Here is an 18560-nt window from a genome sequence, read left to right as displayed (position 1 = left end):
GCTTAACTACAGGATAGAAAGAACCATCCATATACGATAGTCACTTGTTTTTTGCTTAACTATTAAAGATACCTAATAGATGGTTTACCCGATATGCGTGATGGCCGAGATTTGCGCCGCTCCTTCCTCAATGAGGAATTGCTTGAACGCCATTGCCACCGCCGGCAGCCGCTTGTTATGACGATGCACGAGATACCAGTTGAGCATCACGGGGAAACCCTCTATGTCGAGCACGGCCAGCCGTCCGATCTGCAACTCCATGCTGACCGTGTGCGCCGACAGGAAGCTGATCCCCATGCCGGCGATCACCGCCTGCTTGATGGTCTCCATGCTGGTGATTTCCATGGCGATATTGCGGGGCTTGAACCGTCCCGCGAAACCTTCTTCCATCGAATTCCGGGTGTCGGAACCGCGCTCCCTGACGATGAACGGTTCGTCGACCAGCGACTCCAGCGGAATGTTCTTCCTGCCCACCAGCGGATGATCAGGAGGCGCCACGATCACGTACGGGTGCGGGGCAAACGACACGTTCTCGGTGTCCATGTCCTTCGGCGGGCGAACCATGATCGCGAGGTCCGTGAGGTTGTCGGTGAGCTGGTGCAGCAGTTCTTCGCGGTTATGGACGGCCAGGTTCAGCTTGACGTCGGCATTGCGTTTGGTGAACTCGGCCAGCAGGCGGGGGAAGAAATAATCCCCGGCGCTGATCACGGCCACGTTCAGCGTGCCTCCGGAAATACCCTTGAGTCGCGCCATGGCGTCGTCGGCTTCGCGGAACTGTTCGAGGATCGCGCGGCTGTGGTGAAGCATCTCGTGGCCGGCCGACGTCAGGTAGATCTTCTTGCCGAGCTGCTCGAAAAGCGGCAGTCCCGCATGCTCCTCGAGCTGCTTGACCTGCGTGGAGACGGCCGGCTGGGTGAGGTAGAGCTCTTCGGCGGCGCGCGAAAAGCTGAGCCTCCGTGCGACGGTTTCAAATATTTTCAGTTGCCTGAGCGTCGCATTACGCATCATGGCGGATCTCCACCTATAAACGATCCTGAATTTATACAATAAATTTTTCTAACTTTCCCTAATCATTTTTCTGCCGCAGGATGCTTTCAACGTGCGCTAGTTCCGTAAGGTGCACGGGGGAGAAGGCAGCGGCAGGGTCTTCCCCTATAACCATCAGAACATTGGGAATCGCTTAACCATGATTCTTCGATCAGCTTCCTTACTTTTGCGGCCCGCAGGATGGGCGTGGCCGTATCCGGCGCAGCGGCGCCACGAACACGTTCCCTGACCGACCAAGTCCCCTCGCACCTTGCCTTGATTCAAGACACGGTGTGCCGCAGTCGATTAAGCAATCGACGAAGCAGTCGATGCAGCAGTTGATTACGCGCCGCACGAGCGCTGATACAAACATAACGGAGACAGACATGGCAAACGCAGCGACGGCACCGGCCGCTGGTCAGCCCAAGACGGGGTGGCACAACAATCGGTGGGCTCAACTCGCCATCGGCATCATCTGCATGGGCTTGGTCGCCAATCTGCAGTACGCATGGACTTTGTTCGTAGTCCCGATGGATGCAAAACATCATTGGGGTCAGGCGGCGATTCAAACCGCGTTCACCATTTTCATTGTCACGGAAACGTGGCTGGTGCCGCTCGAAGGCTGGCTCGTCGATAAATTCGGCCCGCGGCCCGTCGTGATCGGCGGTTCGATCTGCGCGGCGCTAGGCTGGATCATCGATGCAAATGCGACCAGCCTGGTCCATCTCTACATTGCGGCGGTGATTGCCGGCGTGGGCGCGGGTTGCGTGTACGGCACCTGCGTGGGCACCGCGCTCAAGTGGTTCCCGGACAAGCGCGGCCTCGCAGCCGGTTTGACGGCGGCAGGTTTCGGCGCGGGCGCGGCGGTCACGGTGATCCCCATCTCGAACATGATCCAGCGCTCCGGCTACGAGCACACCTTCGTGTTCTTCGGCATCTTCCAGGGCGTCTGCATCCTGTTGCTCGGCATGCTGCTGGTCCGTCCGAGGCCGCCGGCCCATGCCGTCCCGGCCAAGCGCGTGGTGGCGTCGAAGATCGACTACACGACGGGCCAGATGGTGCGCTCGCCGCTTTTCTGGGTGCTGTACATGATGTTCGTGTTCGTGGCGGCGGGCGGCGTGATCGCCACGGCGCAACTCGGTCCGATCGCGAAGGAATATGGCTTTGCCAAGATGCCGGTCAGCCTGCTCGGCGTGACCTTGCCGCTCCTGACCATGGCGCTGTCGATCGACAACCTGTGCAACGGTTTTACGCGTCCGCTCTGCGGCTGGGTCTCCGACAAGATCGGCCGCGAGAACACCATGTTCTTCATCTTCATCGGCGAAGGCGTTGCATTGCTCGGCCTGATGGAGTTCGGTCACAACCCGTACCTGTTCATGTTCTTCGCGGCCGTGACGTTCCTGTGCTGGGGTGAAATCTTCTCGATCTTCCCGGCCACCTGCGCCGATACCTTCGGCAGTAAATACGCCGCCGCCAACGCCGGTACGCTCTATACGGCGAAGGGCACGGCTTCCATGCTCGTGCCGCTTGCCTCGGTGCTGTCGGCCATCGGCTCATGGGATGCCGTGTTCATCGTGACGGCCACCATCTCGATTGCCGCCGGGCTGTGCGCGAAGTTTGTGCTGGCCCCCATGAGAAAGCGCTGGATCGACAACACGGTCGCCGAGTCGAGCCGGCTCGATTCCGCTGCGTTTCGGGCTGCCTGGCCAGACGCGCCGCGTAACTCGTCGGCGCAATGAACCGGAGTCCGATTGATGCGGTGCAGGGATTGAAGACGTCCGGCGTGTCGCTGCAGCAATTGCGCCTGTTCGTGATCCTTGCGCAGCATCGGAGTTTCACGCAGGCGGGCAACGCGCTCGGCGTCACGCAGTCGGCGGCGAGCCGCGGCATCAGGGAACTGGAGGACCTGCTGGAACTGAGGTTGTTCGACCGCACGACGCGTCAGGTCGCGCTCACCGATACCGGCCGCGCGCTGCTTCCGCGCATTGCGCTACTGGTCGATGAACTCGAAGCCGCGCTGCGTTTCGGGCGGCAGGTGGCCACGGCGGAGAGTGGCGCGGTGTCGATAGCGAGCAGTTCAAGCCTGGTCGCTTCGGTGCTGCCGGCGCTGCTCTCATCGTGCCGGGCGAGCTACCCCAATATTGCGCTGACGTTGCACGATGCGCCTGCACGCAAGGTGCTCGAGCTCGTGCGAGCCGGCGATGCCGACATGGGTGTGCTGACCGGTCCCCTGGAAGATAGTAATCCTCACGATCTCAGCGATTTATCGACGGAAATCCTTTTCTCCGATTCCCTCTGCGCGATCGTTCCCGCGCGGCATGCGTTGGCATCGCATGCCACGGTGCGATGGCGCGACCTGGACGGCGCGAGCCTGTTTCTTCTCGACGACGACGCCGGCAGTTTCGATGTCATCGCGCGTGCGCTCGATGAACACGGTGCATCGAATGTCAGGCTGCAGCGGCTGACCCAGGCCGCGAGCGTCGAGCATATGGTCGCGGCGGGACTTGGGCTTGGCATCCAGCCCATGCACGCAGGCGCAGCCTCGGCGCAAGCGCTGGTTCAACCGGTGCCGTTATGGCCGCCTGTGACGCGTCCCGTCGTGCTCGTCAAGCGGCGCGGCCGTACGTTGCAAGCCCAGGCGGCGCGTATCTGGACGCACGTCATTTCGTCCTATGATGAGCAACATAAGCCGCTGCAAATCGCCCACGCCTGACCCCGATCCACTGAGTATTCGAAGCGCGGCTCCCTGAAAAGAGTCGCGCTTTTTTCTTGCGCTTTCTTCGTTGTTATCCAATACTGAATCTAATATGTTGTATATCAGAAGAGCCGATAATCCAGGAGACGACAATGAAAATTTGCATTTACGGTGCCGGCGCGATCGGCGGTTATATGGGTGCGCAACTGGCCCGGGCTGGGGCGGATGTCAGTTTCGTCGCACGGGGGCCGCATCTGGCTGCCATGCAGGCGAACGGTGTACGCTTGCAGATCGATGGTGAGGAGCACACCGTCAAGGTCCGCTGCACGAACAATCCCGCGGAGCTTGGGGCACAGGATTACGTGGTGATTGCGCTCAAGGCGCATTCGGTGCCTGGCGTGGTCGACCTGATGCAACCGCTGCTTGGGCCGGATACTGCCGTGGTCACGGCGGTGAATGGTTTGCCGTACTGGTATTTCCACGAGCACGGCGGCGCGCTTGCCGGCACCACGCTGGAGAGCGTCGATCCGGGCGGCCGCCAATGGCAGGTCCTCGGGCCGGAGCGCGCAATAGGCTGCGTGCTGATTCCCGCAGCCGAAATTGCGGAGCCGGGCGTGATCCGTCATGTGTACGGCAAGAAATTTCCTATCGGCGAGCCGAGCGGGCTGGTCACGCCGCGGCTGCAGGCGTTCCACGACATCATGGGTGCCGCCGACATGGAAGCGCCGATGCGCGACAACATCCGTGACGAGATCTGGCTGAAGCTGTGGGGCAACCTCTGTTTCAACCCGATCAGTGCGCTGACGGGCGCCACGCTCGATGTGCTCACCAACGATCCTGCCGTGCGCGCGCTGTCACGCCGCATGATGGAGGAGGCGCAGGGCATTGCCGAGCAGCTCGGCGTTCATTTCCGTGTCGATGTGGAAAAGCGCATCAACGGTGCCGCGGCGGTCGGCGCCCACAAGACCTCGATGCTGATGGATTGCGAAGCCCGCCGGCCCATGGAGATCGATCCGATCGTGACCGTCGTGCAGGAAATTGGCCGCAAGCTTGCCGTCGACACGCCGATGATCGACGCCGTGCTCGCGCTGATCAAGCTGCGCGAAGGTGTCAACCAGGGCACGGCCAAGCCCGGTATCAAAACGATTGAATCCTTCACACGTTCACAAAAAGCCGCTTAAACTGCGAACACAGAAGGGCTGTTGTTTCTGATATATCACATACGAAATATGTTGCGTTGCATTGCGACGCAACATATACTGAAGGCTCTTGGAGTAAACCACTAGGAGCCGGAAATGAGCATCGCTTTATTAGTCGTGATCGGAATTGCCTTGTTGGCGGGCGGTGTGGGTGTGACGTTTGCACTGGCATCGGCGGTCCCGCAAGACGTGTTGCAGCGCGCGCAGGACAACGGTCGGTACGCCGGGCTGACGGCGGATGACCAGGGCGGCAGCACGGGTACACGGGCGACGACGGGCGTGCGGAACCTGGGACATCAAACCATCAATGCCATCTGATACAGAAGTTGCAGCAACCCCGGCCAATCTTCTTGAGCCGCGTGCGGAAGGTAAGCCTGCTGGCGTGACGCTTTCGCTGGCGCCGATCAACGCGACGGTTTCGTTGCGCGATCAGGCGTATGCGCGGCTGCGCCAGGCCATTTCGGAGGCGGACATTTATCGTTCGCGCGAAGAGATCCGGCTGGACGAGAAGGATTTGACGGAAGCGTTGGGCGTGAGTCGCACACCTATTCGCGAAGCCATGACGCTGCTCGAGCAGGAAGGGTTTCTGCGCACGGTGCCGCGTCGTGGGATTTATATCGTGCGCAAGACCAAGCACGAGATTGTCGAGATGATCAATATGTGGGCCGCGCTGGAAAGCATGGCGGCGAGGCTCGCGACGCAGCGCGCGACGGACGAAGAGATTGCTTCGTTGCGGCACATGTTTGACCATTTTCAGAATCAGGCGCCGGCTGAGCATATCGAAGAGTATTCGGAGGCGAATATTGCCTTCCATCAGGCGATTGTGCAGTTGAGCAAGTCGCAGATCATCTTCGATACGATCAAGAATATTTTCGTGCACGTGCGTGCGATCCGGAAGATGACGATTTCGCAAAGCGATCGGGCGGCGCGGTCGATTCAAGACCATATGAAGATCATCGAGGCGCTTGAAGCTCGGGATACCGAGTTGGTCGAGAGGCTGGTGCGTCAGCATTCGCTGGATCTCGCGGCGTTTGTCGAGGCTAATTGCGATTTTCTGGATTGAATGGGAGGGGCGCTGGCGCTGGGGGGCGGGGTTGGGCTTGGGTTGCCAGGTTCTTGCGTTGGCGGTCGGGGTTGGTGCCGGGGTGCCGGGTTCTAGCGTTAGCGGTCTGAGTCAGTGCCGGGTTGCTGCTTTCAGGGTTAGCGGTCTGCAAGAGTCGGATTTTCTCTTTATCACTATTAGCCACTGTGCGTGGCGGCACGTCATTTCTTTGTCCAAAGCGACAAAGAAACGAAGCAAAGAAAACGCTTTAACCGCACTACCCTAAGTGTCCACAGCGTGCAGTTCCCATTCATGGGTGCCCCAAAAGCACGGTGCTCGCCAGAGCGAAGGATGTGTGTGTGAAGCCCTCCTTCTCCGAACACGGATACCCACACGCTTCGCCACCAGTGACTGAACCTGCCCAAGGGGCACCCCGCGCTATCCGCGGAAAACCAGTCTCCGAATTAATATGCACTTCTAACCGCACCGTCTGCCACCAAGAACCTCAATCCTAAAATATGCATGAGGCCGTACGGATTCTGAGCAATAGTGCTTGCCCGAGAGCGTGCGGGGCGAAGCGTGTTCATGTCAGGATTCGCGAGAAGGAGGGGTTCACACATCCTTCGCTCTGGCGAGCACCGTGCTTTTGGGGCACCCATGAATTGGAATCGCACGCTGTGGACACTTAGGGTAGCGTGGTTTGAAAGCGTTTTCTTTGCTTCGTTTCTTTGTCGCTTTGGACAAAGAAATGACGCGCCGCCACGCGCAGTGGCTAATAGTGATAAAGAAATCAGCCAACACTAAACGCGCAAAGTCCTAGAAAGCAGCAACCCGGCCTGGACCCCGACCTCCACCACCACAAAATCCGCTGTCCCTCGCACTGCAGCAAAACCCGACGACATTCGCCATTGCGCGAGCATTTCCGGCCTACTGCATCGCACAACCCATCGCGTATCACGCAAAACCCATCGCGTATCACGCAAAACCCACCGTGTATCACGCAAAATCTCTTGACTAATACTGTGTATAGAATATTGTATATCACAGTGCTCGCACTTTAACCGGTGCCGCGAGGGGCCTCCCCATCTACAGAAAAGGAGGAAAACAGCCCATCATGTCCAGAGCAAGATGAAACCAGGCAACTCCGCAGCACTAAAACCCGGCACGCCCCGCAGGGCAATGCCGAAGGGCATCACAAGCATCACAAAAACCTGCTAAAGGTTAGGAGACAGGCATGAGCAAAGCCCTCGACGGGGTGCGTATCCTCGATTTCACGCACGTTCAATCAGGCCCGACCTGCACGCAACTGCTTGCATGGTTCGGCGCCGATGTCATCAAGGTCGAGCGCGCCGGCGCCGGGGATATCACGCGGGAGCAACTGCGCGATATCCCCGACGCCGACAGCCTCTACTTCACCATGCTCAACCACAACAAACGTTCGATCACCATCGATACGAAAAACCCGGACGGCAAGAAAGTCCTCGAGTCACTCGTGAAAAAATGCGACGTGCTGGTCGAGAACTTCGCCCCCGGCGCACTCGACCGCATGGGCTTCACGTGGGAACGCATCCAGGAACTGAACCCCAGGATGATCGTGGCATCGGTGAAAGGCTTCGGACCCGGCCCCTACGAAGACTGCAAGGTCTACGAAAACGTCGCGCAGTGCGCAGGCGGCGCAGCATCCACCACAGGTTTCGACGACGGCCCGCCAGTCGTCAGCGGCGCGCAAATCGGCGACTCAGGCACAGGCCTGCACCTCGCGCTCGGCATTGTCACCGCCCTCTATCAACGCAACGCCACCGGCCGCGGCCAGAAGGTGCTCGCCGCCATGCAGGACGGCGTGCTCAACCTCTGCCGCGTGAAGCTGCGCGACCAGCAACGCCTCGAGCGCACCGGCACCATGAAGGAATATCCGCAGTACCCCAACGGCACGTTTGGCGAGGCCGTGCCGCGCGCCGGCAACGCATCGGGCGGCGGGCAGCCGGGCTGGATCCTGAAGTGCAAAGGCTGGGAAACCGACCCGAACGCCTACATCTACTTCATCACGCAAGCGCCAGTCTGGGGCGAGATCTGCAAGGTGATCGGCAAGGAAGAATGGATCGACCATCCCGACTTCCGCACACCGGCCGCAAGGCTTCCGCATCTCAAGGGCATCTTCGCCGAGATCGAACAATGGACCATGACCAAGACCAAGTTCGAAGCCATGGAGATCCTGAACCAACACGATATTCCGTGCGGCCCGATCCTTTCAATGAAGGAAATTGCCGAAGACCCGTCGCTGCGCAAAACCGGCACGATCGTCGAAGTGGACCATCCGGTGCGCGGCAAATACCTGACCGTAGGCAACCCGATCAAGCTCTCCGATAGCCCAACCGACGTCGTGCGTTCACCCCTGCTGGGCGAGCATACCGACGAAGTGATGGCGGAACTTGGGTACTCGCCCGACCAGATCGCGACGTTGCGAAGCCTCGGCGCGATCTAGGCCACGGCCGTGCTTGGCGCCCCTTGAAGGCGCGCATGACTGCTGGCTCCGGCTGCCGTTTTTCAAAGACGGCAGCGCTACTTCTTCAGGGCTTTCAACGTGGCTAACTGGATACGTTTTTCCCGCGCCGATGGCGTGGAGGGCTTCGGCACGCTGTCGGAAGACGGCAGGAGCGTGATGCAATGCGAGTGTTCTCCCTTTGATCGCATAGAGCCGACGGGCAAGGAACTGGGCATCGACGAAGTCACGCTGCTGGCGCCTTGCCAGCCGGGCAAGATCGTTGCGCTCTGGAACAATTTCTACGCGCTGTCGAAGAAGCTCGATAAAGCGCCGCCCAAACATCCGCTGTTCCTGATCAAACCCGCACGGTCGGTGATAGGCACCCAGGAGGCGATACGCCGGCCGGTCAGCTACGACGGCAAGATCGCTTACGAAGGCGAGCTCGGCATCGTGATCGGCAGGCGCTGCTCGTCGGTATCGGTGGAAGAAGCCGAGGCCGCGATCTTCGGCTACACGTGCGTCAACGACGTCACGGCAGGTGAACTCCTGCAGGAAGATCCGAACTTTCCGCAATGGTGCCGCGCGAAGGGATTCGATACATTCGGATGCCTCGGACCCACGATCGCAACCGGATTCGACTGGCGTGCGGCGCGCGTGATCACCACGCTCGACGGCGTCGAGCGGCAGAACTATCCGCTCGACGACATGATCTTCACGCCCGCCGAACAGGTCAGCCTGATCTCGCACGACATGACGCTCGAACCCGGCGATGTGATCGCGTGCGGTACATCGCTCGGGATCGGATCGATCAGGGACGGCGCCGAGGTGTGCGTCTCGATCGAAGGTATCGGGACCCTGGTCAATCGCTTGCTCTGATGCGGAGACATCAATGCTCGACGGTGCGTTGTGTGCGTTCGCCGTGATGGCGTCGATGCAAAGCCTGAAGGCGCCGGGCGCAGTCTCGCCCACCCGGCGGCAAGCTCTACGCGATGCGACGGGCGTCGGGGCGGCGGTGATCGTGGCTTACGGCATGGCGACGGGCTTCGACTCGACGCTCGTCGCGCTCGCCATCGCGGCGTTCGCGATGCTGACGCCCCGGTTGGGCAGGACCACGCCCGCGTCGCTGCAAAGTGCGCTGGCGCTGGCCGCGCTTGCGTCGGCATCGGCAGATCGCGTGCTCGGCTTCGACCCGGGCGCGTCACTCGAGTGGAACGCGCTGGGTGGCATCGCGGCGATTGCGTTTGCGCTCGTGCTGGGTCGCGTACGCTTCGGGGTATCGAATGCAAAACTGATGAGCACGATGCACTTCGCCTGCGCCGCGTTGTGCACAGTGATTGCATATACGGCAGGGTTCGAAGGCGGCGCGGTGGCGGTCGTGATCATCGGCGCGATGGTCGCGTTGATCGGCGCTTACCTCGCAATGGCGATGGCCGATCGCGCGTATCCGGTTTTTATCGCTGCATTGAACGGGTATGCCGCGTGTTCTGTTGTTGCGGCCGGGGTCGGGCTGGCAAACGGCGCGCTGGTGGTGACCGGCGTGGCGCTCGTGCTGGGATGCGTGGTGACGGGCACGAGTGTCAGGCCGTCGGGTGCGCGCAGCGAGAAATAGGGCGGCAGGCTTGTGCCATGGGGTGACTGGATAGCGTGCTTCGGCACGCTATCTGCGTTTCGAGGCTGAGTTTTGTTGAGCGGAAGGCATCGGGCATGCAAGGAGGGGTACGAGCGTGCCGGTATGAGGCAGGCGCGATACCATAGCGGCGCGCCGCCAGATAACGAGGCCGCGTCCGGTAAGGTTCATGTCCTTCAAGTTCGTTTAGCCCGTCAGCCCACAAGCCGCCTTAGCCGATGATCGACGACACACGCAGCAACGCGGCACAGGCAGCACCTGCTCATGCATCGCGCTCTCGCCGGCACACGCTTGTGCTGGCCGCGGGTTTGTCATTCGGCAGCGCTATCGCACTTGGCCTTACACGTTTCTCCTACGCACTGCTGTTGCCGGCAATGAAAGCCGATCTTGGCTGGAACTTCGCGCAAGCCGGTGCGATGAACACCGCCAATGCGCTGGGTTACCTGCTTGGCGCGCTCGCATTTCCATGGGTATCGCGTCGATGGCCCGTGGGCCCGTGTTTCATCGCGGGATGCATCCTGACGGCTGCATTGATGACCCTCGGCGGTCTGGTTTCCGACACCCATGCATTGCTTGCACAACGTGTTGTCACCGGGATCAGCAGTGCGTTGATCTTTGTCGGCGGCGGGGTGTTGGCAGCACGTCTTGCATCGGCCGATCCACGCGATGCGGGTCTGGTGCTCGGGCTCTACTACGGTGGCGCGGGCAGCGGGATAGTCGTCGCAGCGCTGCTGGTGCCCATGACCACGTTCAGCGGTCCGCATGGCTGGCAATGGGCCTGGTTCGCCTTGGCGGCAGCTTGTGCGCTGGCTTCCATTGCCGCGATTGCCGTCGCTCGCAGGATCGACCATGGTGAACCTGCGCCGGCGGTTCCTGCTGCACATACCACATCGCCGTTGCGTCTAGGCGCTTTGCCCTGGCGACGTTTCGGTTTCATGCTGGCCGGTTACGCGCTGTTTGGCGTGGGTTATATCGGCTACATGACCTTCCTGATTGCGTTGCTTCGTGCGGCCGGCATGAGCGCGGCCGTGGTAACCGCGTTCTACGTGCTGCTCGGTCTGGCGACTATCGTCTCGGCCCGCCTTTGGTCCGGGCTGCTCAACCGCATGAGCGGAGGCCAGGCGCTGGCGGTGTTTAACGCGGTCCTCGCGTTTGCGACCTTGATGCCTGCATTGTTCACGCAACCGGCGGTGGCGTTCGTATCGGGTGCCTTATTTGGCGCGACGTTTTTGTCGGCGGTGGCGTCGACTACGGCGTTCGTCCGGCACAATCTTCCGGCCGTGCAATGGACCCGCGGGATCGGCGTGTTCACGATCGTATTCGCTGTGGGACAGATCGTCGGGCCGATAATCATTGGATGGATATCGGATGGCGCAGGGCTCGCTCGCGGGCTCGTGTATTCATCTATCCTGCTTGCGGCAGGCGCTGTTCTCGCGATGTTGCAGAAACCACTGCACGCTTGAGCGCGCTGTAAAGTGCTATCCGTTGCTGCGAGCTTTAAGATGGAGAATACTTGGCATAGCTTAGTTATATTCCAGTATAAAAAATCGCCCGGCGCATTTAAGCGATGAGCGATTTCTTGAGTCCCTGCGTCAAGCAATCAGTCGACGGCGCTGCCGATCAAATCCTAGTGACCAAAATAGATTGAATGCTGGTCGCTACTGGAAGCCGGTGCGATGCTGGTCCGAACACCTGACGCCGATGTACCGCTGTTCGATGGACCATACGCTTGTGCCGTTACTCCGTTAGACGCATCAACACGTTGCTGCGCGGCTTGCAGCGCTTCGGGATAGTAATTGTCGTTGGCAGCCGGGTTATAGCCGGCTTGTTCGAGCTGGGTCAACTGAGCGCGAACTTCCGCGCGCGTCACGGGCGCGTCGTTATCCTGGGCAAACGCAAATGAAGGAGCGGCGAGCGCAGAGGCAATCAGCAGGGCGGAAAGAAGCGACTTGGTCATGATGAACCTCCAGAGTTTGTTTTCGATCTCGGAAGACGTTGAGACTGAGTACCCGTGTCTGCATGCGCTTCTGATGAAAACAAGTCTAGGCCGCCTATCGACCGTTTTAAACGATAGTTTCGGCGAAAGATATTTTCCGTTGCGGCAACAATAAGCCCGTTTCCCTGGGGTGGTGCATATGTGTCAGCCTATTTCGGTAATAAATCGGTGAGTTAAACGGTCGCCAAACGAACCAGCAATAAATGCCGGCAATCATGCGTTTGCCGCGACCCGACCCGCGCGAGTCAGGGCACCTCTTTCACATAACAGGGGTATTGCGCTTTCTGCGTGCGGGCTGCATGAAGATCGATCGTGACAACGCGTAGCGGCGTTGCTTCGTTTGTTTCCTCAAGCAAAACACCGTCAGGCGAGACCACGAATCCGGCTCCTCCAAACTGTTGGCCGAGCGCGCCCTGACCATGCCGGTTCGAACTGACGAACCACGCACCTGACACAATGGCTGCCATGGTGCCCGCCGTTTTCCATCGCGCCAGTGACGTTCCGCTCGCGCGTGGCGTCACGATGAGGTCGGCGCCGTCGCGACCATAAGCTCGCGCGCGGTCGTTGAAGAACAACTCGGTGCAGAGCAGAACCCCCACCTTGACCTGCCCGACTTGCACGCAGTCGAATCCACCGGCACCGCGGTCGTACCATGCTTCCTCAAAGAAGCCTGGCTCCTGCGGGAAGTACTTCTTATGGTGGATCGTGCGATACGCATTCGATTCCAGCACAAATGCCTCGTTGGCAAGACGGCCGTCGAACGCAACCGGACGCGATGAAATCACCGCCGCCGCGCCCAGACCGCGCAATGCATCGAGCGCGTGCTCATGCAGCGCGATGCTGCGCTGCGCGGCTTGCGCGTCGAAGTTCGCACGCTCTGCAAGCCACGGGCCGAACGGCATTTCGTTGGTCACCAGAATGTCGGGACGGGCACTTTCCATGGAACGGTGAATGGCATCCCATGCCGGTCCGGCCGGTTGCAATCCCTCGGGCCACTGTACATACGCAATGCGGGCAGTTGTCATGACGAAGCGGTCGATGTGATCCAGGCAGGGTTACCGGGACGCGCGAAAGTGCTCGACGAGGAAGTCGATGAACGCACGCATACGCGCGGGTTGATTGCGGCGGCTTGGATAGTAGACAAACAAGTCCGCCGGAGGCAGCAGGAAGTCGGGCAGCACAACTTTCAGCCGGCCGCTTTCCAGGTATTTCGCGAGGTCCCACTCCGAGCGGATCGAGATGCCGTGTCCGTCGAGCGCCCATCCGAGCACGATGTCGCCGTCGTTACTCGAGAGTCCGCCGTTCACCTTGACCGACACCGTCTCGCCGTCGCGCGTGAAGCGCCAGACGCCGTAGGCGTCGTCGTTCTGGCGGTGAAGGATCGTCCGGTGGCGCGCAAGATCTGCAAGCGCGGCAGGGTTGCCGTGCCGCTGCAGATACGCCGGCGATGCACACAGGAAGCGCCGGTTCGACATGATGCGTCGCGCGTTGAGGCGCGTGTCGGGTAGCGCCCCGAAGCGGATGGCGAGATCGAAACCCTGCTCGACAATATCCACTGGCCGGTCCGTCACATCCAGTTGAACCTCGACCTGCGGATAACGCTGCACGAACGCAGAGACGAGCGGCGCGATGGTGGTGCGGCCAAAGCCGAGAGAGGCGTTCACGCGCAATATGCCGCGGGGTGCTTCGCGGCTGCGTGACACGGCGTCTTCCATCTCGCTCACAGCGGCAAGAATACGCGTAGCGTGCCGCAGATACGTGTCGCCCTCGTCAGTGAGGCTCGCGCTGCGCGTAGTGCGGTTCACTAGCCTCACGCCCAACCGTTGCTCCATCAGCGCGAGCCGCCGGGTGGCGGCCGGTGGGGTGAGATCAAGCGCACGCGCGGCAGCCGACAAGCTGCCCAGGCGCGCAAGCTGGACGAAAAACTCGAGATCGGAGGTGACGTCGTTCTTCACTTAAACTGAATAGTGTTTGTGAGTGGTATGAGTCAACGGCCCATGATTCCGGTCGACCGGCTCAGCGCTTTACCTGAGACATCGCTGTGAAATCCCGCTCACCCGACGCCGACTCGAAGTGTACAAGAACCCCTGAACCTGACCATAATGTTGCGCCGGGGGCGGCTGCAACGGACATCGTGAACTTCGATCGCGATTTAAAACACATAGTCCAAATTTAGAATTTCGGTATAATTCGGCAAAATCGAGTTGCCCCGTGAAATCTTTTTTGCCTCCAACGACACAACTGCAACCCGGTACATAACGCTCCGAATTAAGACACATCGTCCGGCATGCCAAGAAACAAACAGAAGTCCGAGCAGGAGTCTTTACTCGAGCAAGTGCAGTGCATTGCTGAAGGCTTGGGCGAGATGTTTGCGCCTTTCACAGAGGTAGTGGTGCACGACCTGCGCTCGCCCGAGCATGCCATTCTCGCGATCCACAACAATCTGTCCGGGCGGCGCGTGGGTGAGCCTGCCACCGAACTCGGCCTCGCCCGAATTCAGGATCAGGATTTTCCTCAGCTCCTTGCCAACTATCCGAATCGATTCGCCGATGGCAGATCGGCGAAGAGTACTTCGATCGGCATCAGGGATTCGTCGGGCCGCTATATTGCGGCGCTCTGCATGAACGTGGACGTGACGCTTTTTCGCGGGATGCAAGGAATGCTGGAGCAGTTCTGCAGCACGTCGGCGGCACCGGTCAAAGAGTCACTTGACCCGACGAACGCAGATGCCATTCGCGCGCGCATCGACCGCTTTGCGATGAATCTGGCGACCACCTCGCGCTCACTCAAGACAGAACATCGCCGAGCGTTATTGCAAGAGCTGAGAGATGAGGGTTTCCTGGAAGTGCGCCGTTCAATGGAGATCGTTGCGCAACACCTGGGGGTATCTAGGGCGACGGTATATAACGACGCTAAATAACGTTTAGCTACTTCTTGTCGACGCCAAAGATGATAAGGACTTCTTCATAGTCTTTCGCCGCACTGACATTGCGGCGCCCGCCTTTCAGCCAGAGACGCTTGTCAACCGCCGACGCCTCCAGGGCCGTGACAGAGGCCGCGCGTTTCCCAGACGCGAGAGCGGCCGAGAGTCCCGTAACGCCTGCGCCAGTACAACTACTGGGCCGCTCCATCAACGGGCTCTTCCAGAGCGCCTCCGAAGTGGATTACGGAATTCAGCCCGTATTTCCAGATCGAACGCGCTCTTTTCCGGCGGCGCAGGTTCGCGCTAACCGTTCAGATCAATCAGTACGCTCTTGGAGCGAAGGTTGGCTTCGAATGCTTGCCGCCCAAGATCCTTGCCCAAGCCTGAGCGCTTGTAGCCGCCAGTGGGAATGATGAAGTCGGATGAGCGGCCGTAGCGATTGACCCAGACGTTGCCTGCTTCTATCCCTCGCACCAGTCTCAAAGCGCGGCCGAGATCGGCTGTGTGCACACCGGCGGCGAGACCATAGTCTTCGTGCTGAGCGAGTTCCAATGCCTCCTCTTCGTCTTCGAACGTCTCCACTGTCAGGACCGGACCGAATACTTCTTCACGGACGATTTCCGAGTCGCGAGCCACACTGCTCAGAATGCTCGGCGCAACGAAGGCACCGCCGATTGGGGCGTCTGCCCGCCCACCCCCGCAATGGAGCTGAGCGCCGGCGGACACGGCTCGCTGCAGGATACCGTCGATACGGGTCGCTTGAGCTTCACTGATGATGGGCGATAAGGTGGTGCTCGCGGACCAGGTGGCCCCGGCTCGCAAGCCATTGAAAATGGGGATCAGCCGACCCAGTATTGCTTCGGCGAGGGGGCGCTGGATCAGCAAGCGAGAGCCTGCGTTGCACACCTGGCCCGCGTTGCCGGTGATGCCCATGACGATACGACGCGCCACGGCATCGAGGTCGGGAACGTCGGAGAAAACCACTTGAGGGCTTTTCCCGCCAAGCTCAAGCGTCACCGGCTTGATGCCCGTTTCCGCACACGCGGCCATGATCGAAGCGCCGGAGCGGGTCGAGCCGGTGAACGACACCTTACCGATGCGCGGGTGTCTCACAAGCGCGTCACCGGTGATGCGGCCATCCCCCTGGACTACGTTAAAGATGCCGGCCGGCACGCCAGCCTGGACGGCCAGTTGCGCCAGACGCAGTACCGAGAAAGGCGTCATCTCGGACGGCTTGATAACGACCGCGTTACCCGCGGCCAGCGCCGGTGCAATTTTCCAGGTTGCAAGCACCAGCGGGAAATTCCAGGGGACGATACCTGCCACGACGCCGATCGGCTCGGTAAGCGTCATGCCCAGCAGCGACGGGGAGGTCGCGGCAACTTCGCCACCGTACTTGTCTGCAAGTTCCGCAAAGAAGCGGATGCACTCGGCGGTATAGGGCACATCCCACGCGGTTGCATCGCGTACAGGGCGCGTGGATCCCACGGCTTCGAGGGGGGCCAGGGTGGCAACGTCCTGTTCCACCAGGTCGGCAAACCGGCGCAGAACGCGCGCACGGTCGCGCGGCGGTAATTTCCCCCAGCCGCTTTGACGTTGCGAGCGCCATGCGCTCTGCACGGCGCGGTCAACCAGCTCCGAATTTGCTACGGGCATCTGGGCGTAGCGAACATGGTCGGACGGGCGAGAGACCGGCAGATAATCACTTCCGGGGCCGCCGTTTACGATTTCGCCGTCGATGAAATGGCCGTTGGGAATCACCAGTGCATCAGGGTCAAAGCTTTCCATGTAGATTTCCCCAGAGGAGGTAAAGACGATGCGTCCTATGCTAAGTCCGAGCGCACAGCAGATGTCGCGGAATAAATTCCCGTGTCGGCATTAGTCAGTGGTTTTTGCGAGCAGAACTATCGACTTCTCCGCTATTGACCCGGTTGGCCGCTTTCCAGTGTTCAACTGGCCGGGCCGGACCCTGGGAAGCTGCCGGATATCAGGTTTGGAACAATATGCTGATCGGCAGGGGCAATCGGCATGCCGTTGTTACAAACGCCCCATTTTTGATAATGACCCGGAATCACGTCATGCTTAAATGAACTGGCGCCGAATTGGAGCACGGCGCCCCCGTACTATCCGAATATGAAACTGGAGTAGTTTGATGCCTGCCCCCTTAATGAAGATTGAAGCGACATCGTCCTTGCCTGACCAGGCGGATGTCGTTGTCATCGGTGGAGGAATCGTCGGTGTTTGCTCAGCGTACTATCTGGCGCGACGCGGCATACGTGTCGCGCTTGTCGAGAAGGGGCTGGTAGGGGCCGAGCAATCAAGCCGGAACTGGGGCTGGTGCCGTCAGCAGAACCGTGATGGCCGCGAATTGCCAATCGCCACGCGCAGTCTTTCGTTGTGGGAAAGCTTTGCAGAAGAGATTGGCGAAAGCACCGGCTTCAAGAGATGCGGGCTCCTGTACCTAAGCAACAACGAAGCGGAAATTGAGCAGTGGGCCAACTGGCGTGACTTTGCGCGGACGGTGGGCGTCATCACGAACATGCTCAGCACCTCGGACGCAAAAGACTATGGACGCGCAACGGGCCAGACATGGAAGGGCGGCGTGTTTTCACCCTCGGATGGCACGGCAGACCCGGGCATCGCCGTACCCGTTATTGCGAAAGGGGTCATCAAAGCCGGCGGGACGGTACATCAGATGTGCGCGGCACGCGGGCTCGAAATGGAAGCCGGCCGGGTAAGCGGTGTCATTACTGAAAAGGGCACCATTCGCACAAGGGCCGTTGTATTGGCGGGTGGCGCGTGGGCATCGTCGTTCTGCCGGCAACTTGGCATTCGATTTCCGCAGGCATCGGTAAGATCGTCAATCCTTTCGGTCGCTCCCGGCGGCCATGATCTTCCAGGTGCACTGCATACGGCGGATGTTTCGGTGACCCGTCGCCTGGACGGCAGCCATACTCTTGCCATCAGCGGTCTTGCCAAAGTGGACCCGACGCTTCAGCAATTGCGCTTTTCGAAGGACTTCATGCCCATGTTCGCCAAGCGGCGAGCGAGTCTCGCGCTGGGCGACCTGACCGGCTGGCGGTCCGGACATGAGACGCTCGCAAAATGGCGCCTCGACGCGCCGACTCCCATGGAAAGGAATCGCATCCTGGACCCGGCGCCCGACCGTGGCGTGGTTGACGAAACGCTGCGCCGGGCGAGGAGACTTCTGCCTGCCTTGGGCGCAGTGGGAATAGCACACGCGTGGGCCGGCTATATCGACAGCACGCCGGATGGCGTACCTGCTATTGGTGAAATTCACACGCATCCCGGTTTGTTTCTTGCCGCCGGATTCAGTGGACACGGCTTCGGCATTGGCCCTGGGGCCGGGCATCTGGTGGCCGATCTTGTCACCAACGCAACGCCAATTGTCGACCCGAAACCGTATCATCCCGATCGTCTCGCCAAATCGGTCAGAGGGAAGGTCGCCGAATTCTAAGCTCGACTGGCATCGCCCACATCACAAACCACAACGTCGACGCACCCTCGACAAAGCGCGCAGATGGCGCTTTATGGTTTGGCTTTTTTGGC

Annotated in this window: 16 protein-coding genes; 11 read left to right on the top strand and 5 right to left on the bottom strand. The window is 60.2% G+C overall.

Annotation, left to right across the window (positions count from 1 at the left end):
- Nucleotides 1-84 precede the first annotated feature (84 nt).
- Nucleotides 85-1005, bottom strand: coding sequence for a LysR family transcriptional regulator (locus tag ABH944_RS08565; RefSeq protein ID WP_404605999.1), 921 nt, complete (start codon nucleotides 1003-1005; stop codon nucleotides 85-87).
- 407 nt (nucleotides 1006-1412) lie between these two features.
- Here ABH944_RS08565 and oxlT point away from each other — a divergent pair, with 407 nt between their 5' ends.
- The 9 genes from oxlT to ABH944_RS08520 all read left to right on the top strand — a co-directional run bounded on the left by oxlT (nucleotide 1413) and on the right by ABH944_RS08520 (nucleotide 11534).
- On the top strand, nucleotides 1413-2765 hold the full coding sequence (gene oxlT, locus ABH944_RS08560; RefSeq protein ID WP_404605662.1) for an oxalate/formate MFS antiporter: 1353 nt from the start codon (nucleotides 1413-1415) through the stop codon (nucleotides 2763-2765).
- A complete protein-coding gene (locus ABH944_RS08555; RefSeq protein WP_404605664.1) occupies nucleotides 2762-3739 on the top strand; it encodes a LysR family transcriptional regulator in 978 nt (325 codons plus the stop codon). The genes oxlT and ABH944_RS08555 overlap by 4 nt, the downstream gene beginning before the upstream one ends.
- A 134-nt stretch (nucleotides 3740-3873) precedes the next feature.
- Nucleotides 3874-4902, top strand: a complete 1029-nt coding sequence (locus ABH944_RS08550) for a 2-dehydropantoate 2-reductase (protein WP_404605666.1) — start codon at nucleotides 3874-3876, stop codon at nucleotides 4900-4902.
- Nucleotides 4903-5016: 114 nt separating this feature from the next.
- Nucleotides 5017-5238 carry a hypothetical protein gene (locus ABH944_RS08545; protein ID WP_404605668.1) on the top strand — a complete coding sequence of 74 codons (222 nt, stop codon included), beginning with the start codon at nucleotides 5017-5019 and terminating at the stop codon, nucleotides 5236-5238.
- Between the two features lie 64 nt (nucleotides 5239-5302).
- A complete protein-coding gene (locus tag ABH944_RS08540) occupies nucleotides 5303-5983 on the top strand; it encodes a GntR family transcriptional regulator (protein ID WP_404606000.1) in 681 nt (226 codons plus the stop codon).
- A 1213-nt stretch (nucleotides 5984-7196) separates the two neighbouring features.
- Complete coding sequence (gene frc / locus ABH944_RS08535) at nucleotides 7197-8444, top strand: formyl-CoA transferase (protein ID WP_404605669.1); 1248 nt, start codon at nucleotides 7197-7199, stop codon at nucleotides 8442-8444.
- A gap of 99 nt (nucleotides 8445-8543) precedes the next feature.
- Nucleotides 8544-9320 carry a fumarylacetoacetate hydrolase family protein gene (locus tag ABH944_RS08530; protein WP_404605671.1) on the top strand — a complete coding sequence of 259 codons (777 nt, stop codon included), beginning with the start codon at nucleotides 8544-8546 and terminating at the stop codon, nucleotides 9318-9320.
- 13 nt (nucleotides 9321-9333) lie between these two features.
- Entirely contained in the window at nucleotides 9334-10053 is a 720-nt protein-coding gene (locus tag ABH944_RS08525) for a hypothetical protein (protein ID WP_404605673.1), read from the top strand.
- Between the two features lie 236 nt (nucleotides 10054-10289).
- On the top strand, nucleotides 10290-11534 hold the full coding sequence (locus ABH944_RS08520) for a YbfB/YjiJ family MFS transporter (RefSeq protein WP_404605674.1): 1245 nt from the start codon (nucleotides 10290-10292) through the stop codon (nucleotides 11532-11534).
- 164 nt (nucleotides 11535-11698) lie between these two features.
- On the opposite strand, the gene ABH944_RS08515 is transcribed toward ABH944_RS08520, so the two are convergent.
- From ABH944_RS08515 to ABH944_RS08505, 3 genes are all read right to left on the bottom strand, one after another.
- The gene (locus ABH944_RS08515; RefSeq protein WP_404605676.1) at nucleotides 11699-12028 is read right to left on the bottom strand and encodes a DUF4148 domain-containing protein; all 330 of its coding nucleotides are present in this window, start codon (nucleotides 12026-12028) and stop codon (nucleotides 11699-11701) included.
- A 284-nt stretch (nucleotides 12029-12312) separates the two neighbouring features.
- Entirely contained in the window at nucleotides 12313-13092 is a 780-nt protein-coding gene (locus ABH944_RS08510) for a carbon-nitrogen hydrolase family protein (RefSeq protein WP_404605677.1), read from the bottom strand.
- A 30-nt stretch (nucleotides 13093-13122) separates the two neighbouring features.
- Nucleotides 13123-14022 (bottom strand): LysR substrate-binding domain-containing protein, encoded by a 900-nt coding sequence (locus tag ABH944_RS08505; protein ID WP_404605679.1) that lies wholly within the window; start codon nucleotides 14020-14022, stop codon nucleotides 13123-13125.
- A 332-nt stretch (nucleotides 14023-14354) separates the two neighbouring features.
- On the opposite strand from ABH944_RS08505, the gene ABH944_RS08500 reads away from it, so the two are divergent.
- A complete protein-coding gene (locus tag ABH944_RS08500) occupies nucleotides 14355-14987 on the top strand; it encodes a helix-turn-helix transcriptional regulator (RefSeq protein WP_404605680.1) in 633 nt (210 codons plus the stop codon).
- A gap of 306 nt (nucleotides 14988-15293) precedes the next feature.
- Here the strand turns inward: ABH944_RS08500 and ABH944_RS08495 are convergent, their stop codons facing one another.
- Nucleotides 15294-16778 (bottom strand): aldehyde dehydrogenase family protein, encoded by a 1485-nt coding sequence (locus ABH944_RS08495; RefSeq protein WP_404605681.1) that lies wholly within the window; start codon nucleotides 16776-16778, stop codon nucleotides 15294-15296.
- Between the two features lie 364 nt (nucleotides 16779-17142).
- Between ABH944_RS08495 and ABH944_RS08490 the strand changes: the two genes are divergently transcribed.
- Entirely contained in the window at nucleotides 17143-18468 is a 1326-nt protein-coding gene (locus ABH944_RS08490) for an NAD(P)/FAD-dependent oxidoreductase (RefSeq protein WP_404605682.1), read from the top strand.
- Nucleotides 18469-18560 lie beyond the last annotated feature (92 nt).

Source organism: Caballeronia udeis, from assembly GCF_044909315.1.
Classification (GTDB): domain Bacteria; phylum Pseudomonadota; class Gammaproteobacteria; order Burkholderiales; family Burkholderiaceae; genus Caballeronia; species Caballeronia udeis_A.
Note: the sequence above shows the minus strand (reverse complement) of the source record. Positions and strands in the feature narration are given on the sequence as shown.

Bases quoted from the DNA above. Each gene is read 5' to 3' on its own strand.
- ABH944_RS08495 (WP_404605681.1), bottom strand. From the start codon at position 16,778: ATGGAAAGCTTTGACCCTGATGCACTGGTGATTCCCAACGGCCATTTC.
- ABH944_RS08490 (WP_404605682.1), top strand. From the start codon at position 17,143: ATGCCTGCCCCCTTAATGAAGATTGAAGCGACATCGTCCTTGCCTGAC.
- ABH944_RS08515 (WP_404605676.1), bottom strand. From the start codon at position 12,028: ATGACCAAGTCGCTTCTTTCCGCCCTGCTGATTGCCTCTGCGCTCGCC.
- oxlT (WP_404605662.1), top strand. From the start codon at position 1,413: ATGGCAAACGCAGCGACGGCACCGGCCGCTGGTCAGCCCAAGACGGGG.
- ABH944_RS08520 (WP_404605674.1), top strand. From the start codon at position 10,290: ATGATCGACGACACACGCAGCAACGCGGCACAGGCAGCACCTGCTCAT.
- ABH944_RS08565 (WP_404605999.1), bottom strand. From the start codon at position 1,005: ATGCGTAATGCGACGCTCAGGCAACTGAAAATATTTGAAACCGTCGCA.
- ABH944_RS08500 (WP_404605680.1), top strand. From the start codon at position 14,355: ATGCCAAGAAACAAACAGAAGTCCGAGCAGGAGTCTTTACTCGAGCAA.
- ABH944_RS08525 (WP_404605673.1), top strand. From the start codon at position 9,334: ATGCTCGACGGTGCGTTGTGTGCGTTCGCCGTGATGGCGTCGATGCAA.
- ABH944_RS08545 (WP_404605668.1), top strand. From the start codon at position 5,017: ATGAGCATCGCTTTATTAGTCGTGATCGGAATTGCCTTGTTGGCGGGC.
- ABH944_RS08550 (WP_404605666.1), top strand. From the start codon at position 3,874: ATGAAAATTTGCATTTACGGTGCCGGCGCGATCGGCGGTTATATGGGT.
- ABH944_RS08510 (WP_404605677.1), bottom strand. From the start codon at position 13,092: ATGACAACTGCCCGCATTGCGTATGTACAGTGGCCCGAGGGATTGCAA.
- frc (WP_404605669.1), top strand. From the start codon at position 7,197: ATGAGCAAAGCCCTCGACGGGGTGCGTATCCTCGATTTCACGCACGTT.
- ABH944_RS08555 (WP_404605664.1), top strand. From the start codon at position 2,762: ATGAACCGGAGTCCGATTGATGCGGTGCAGGGATTGAAGACGTCCGGC.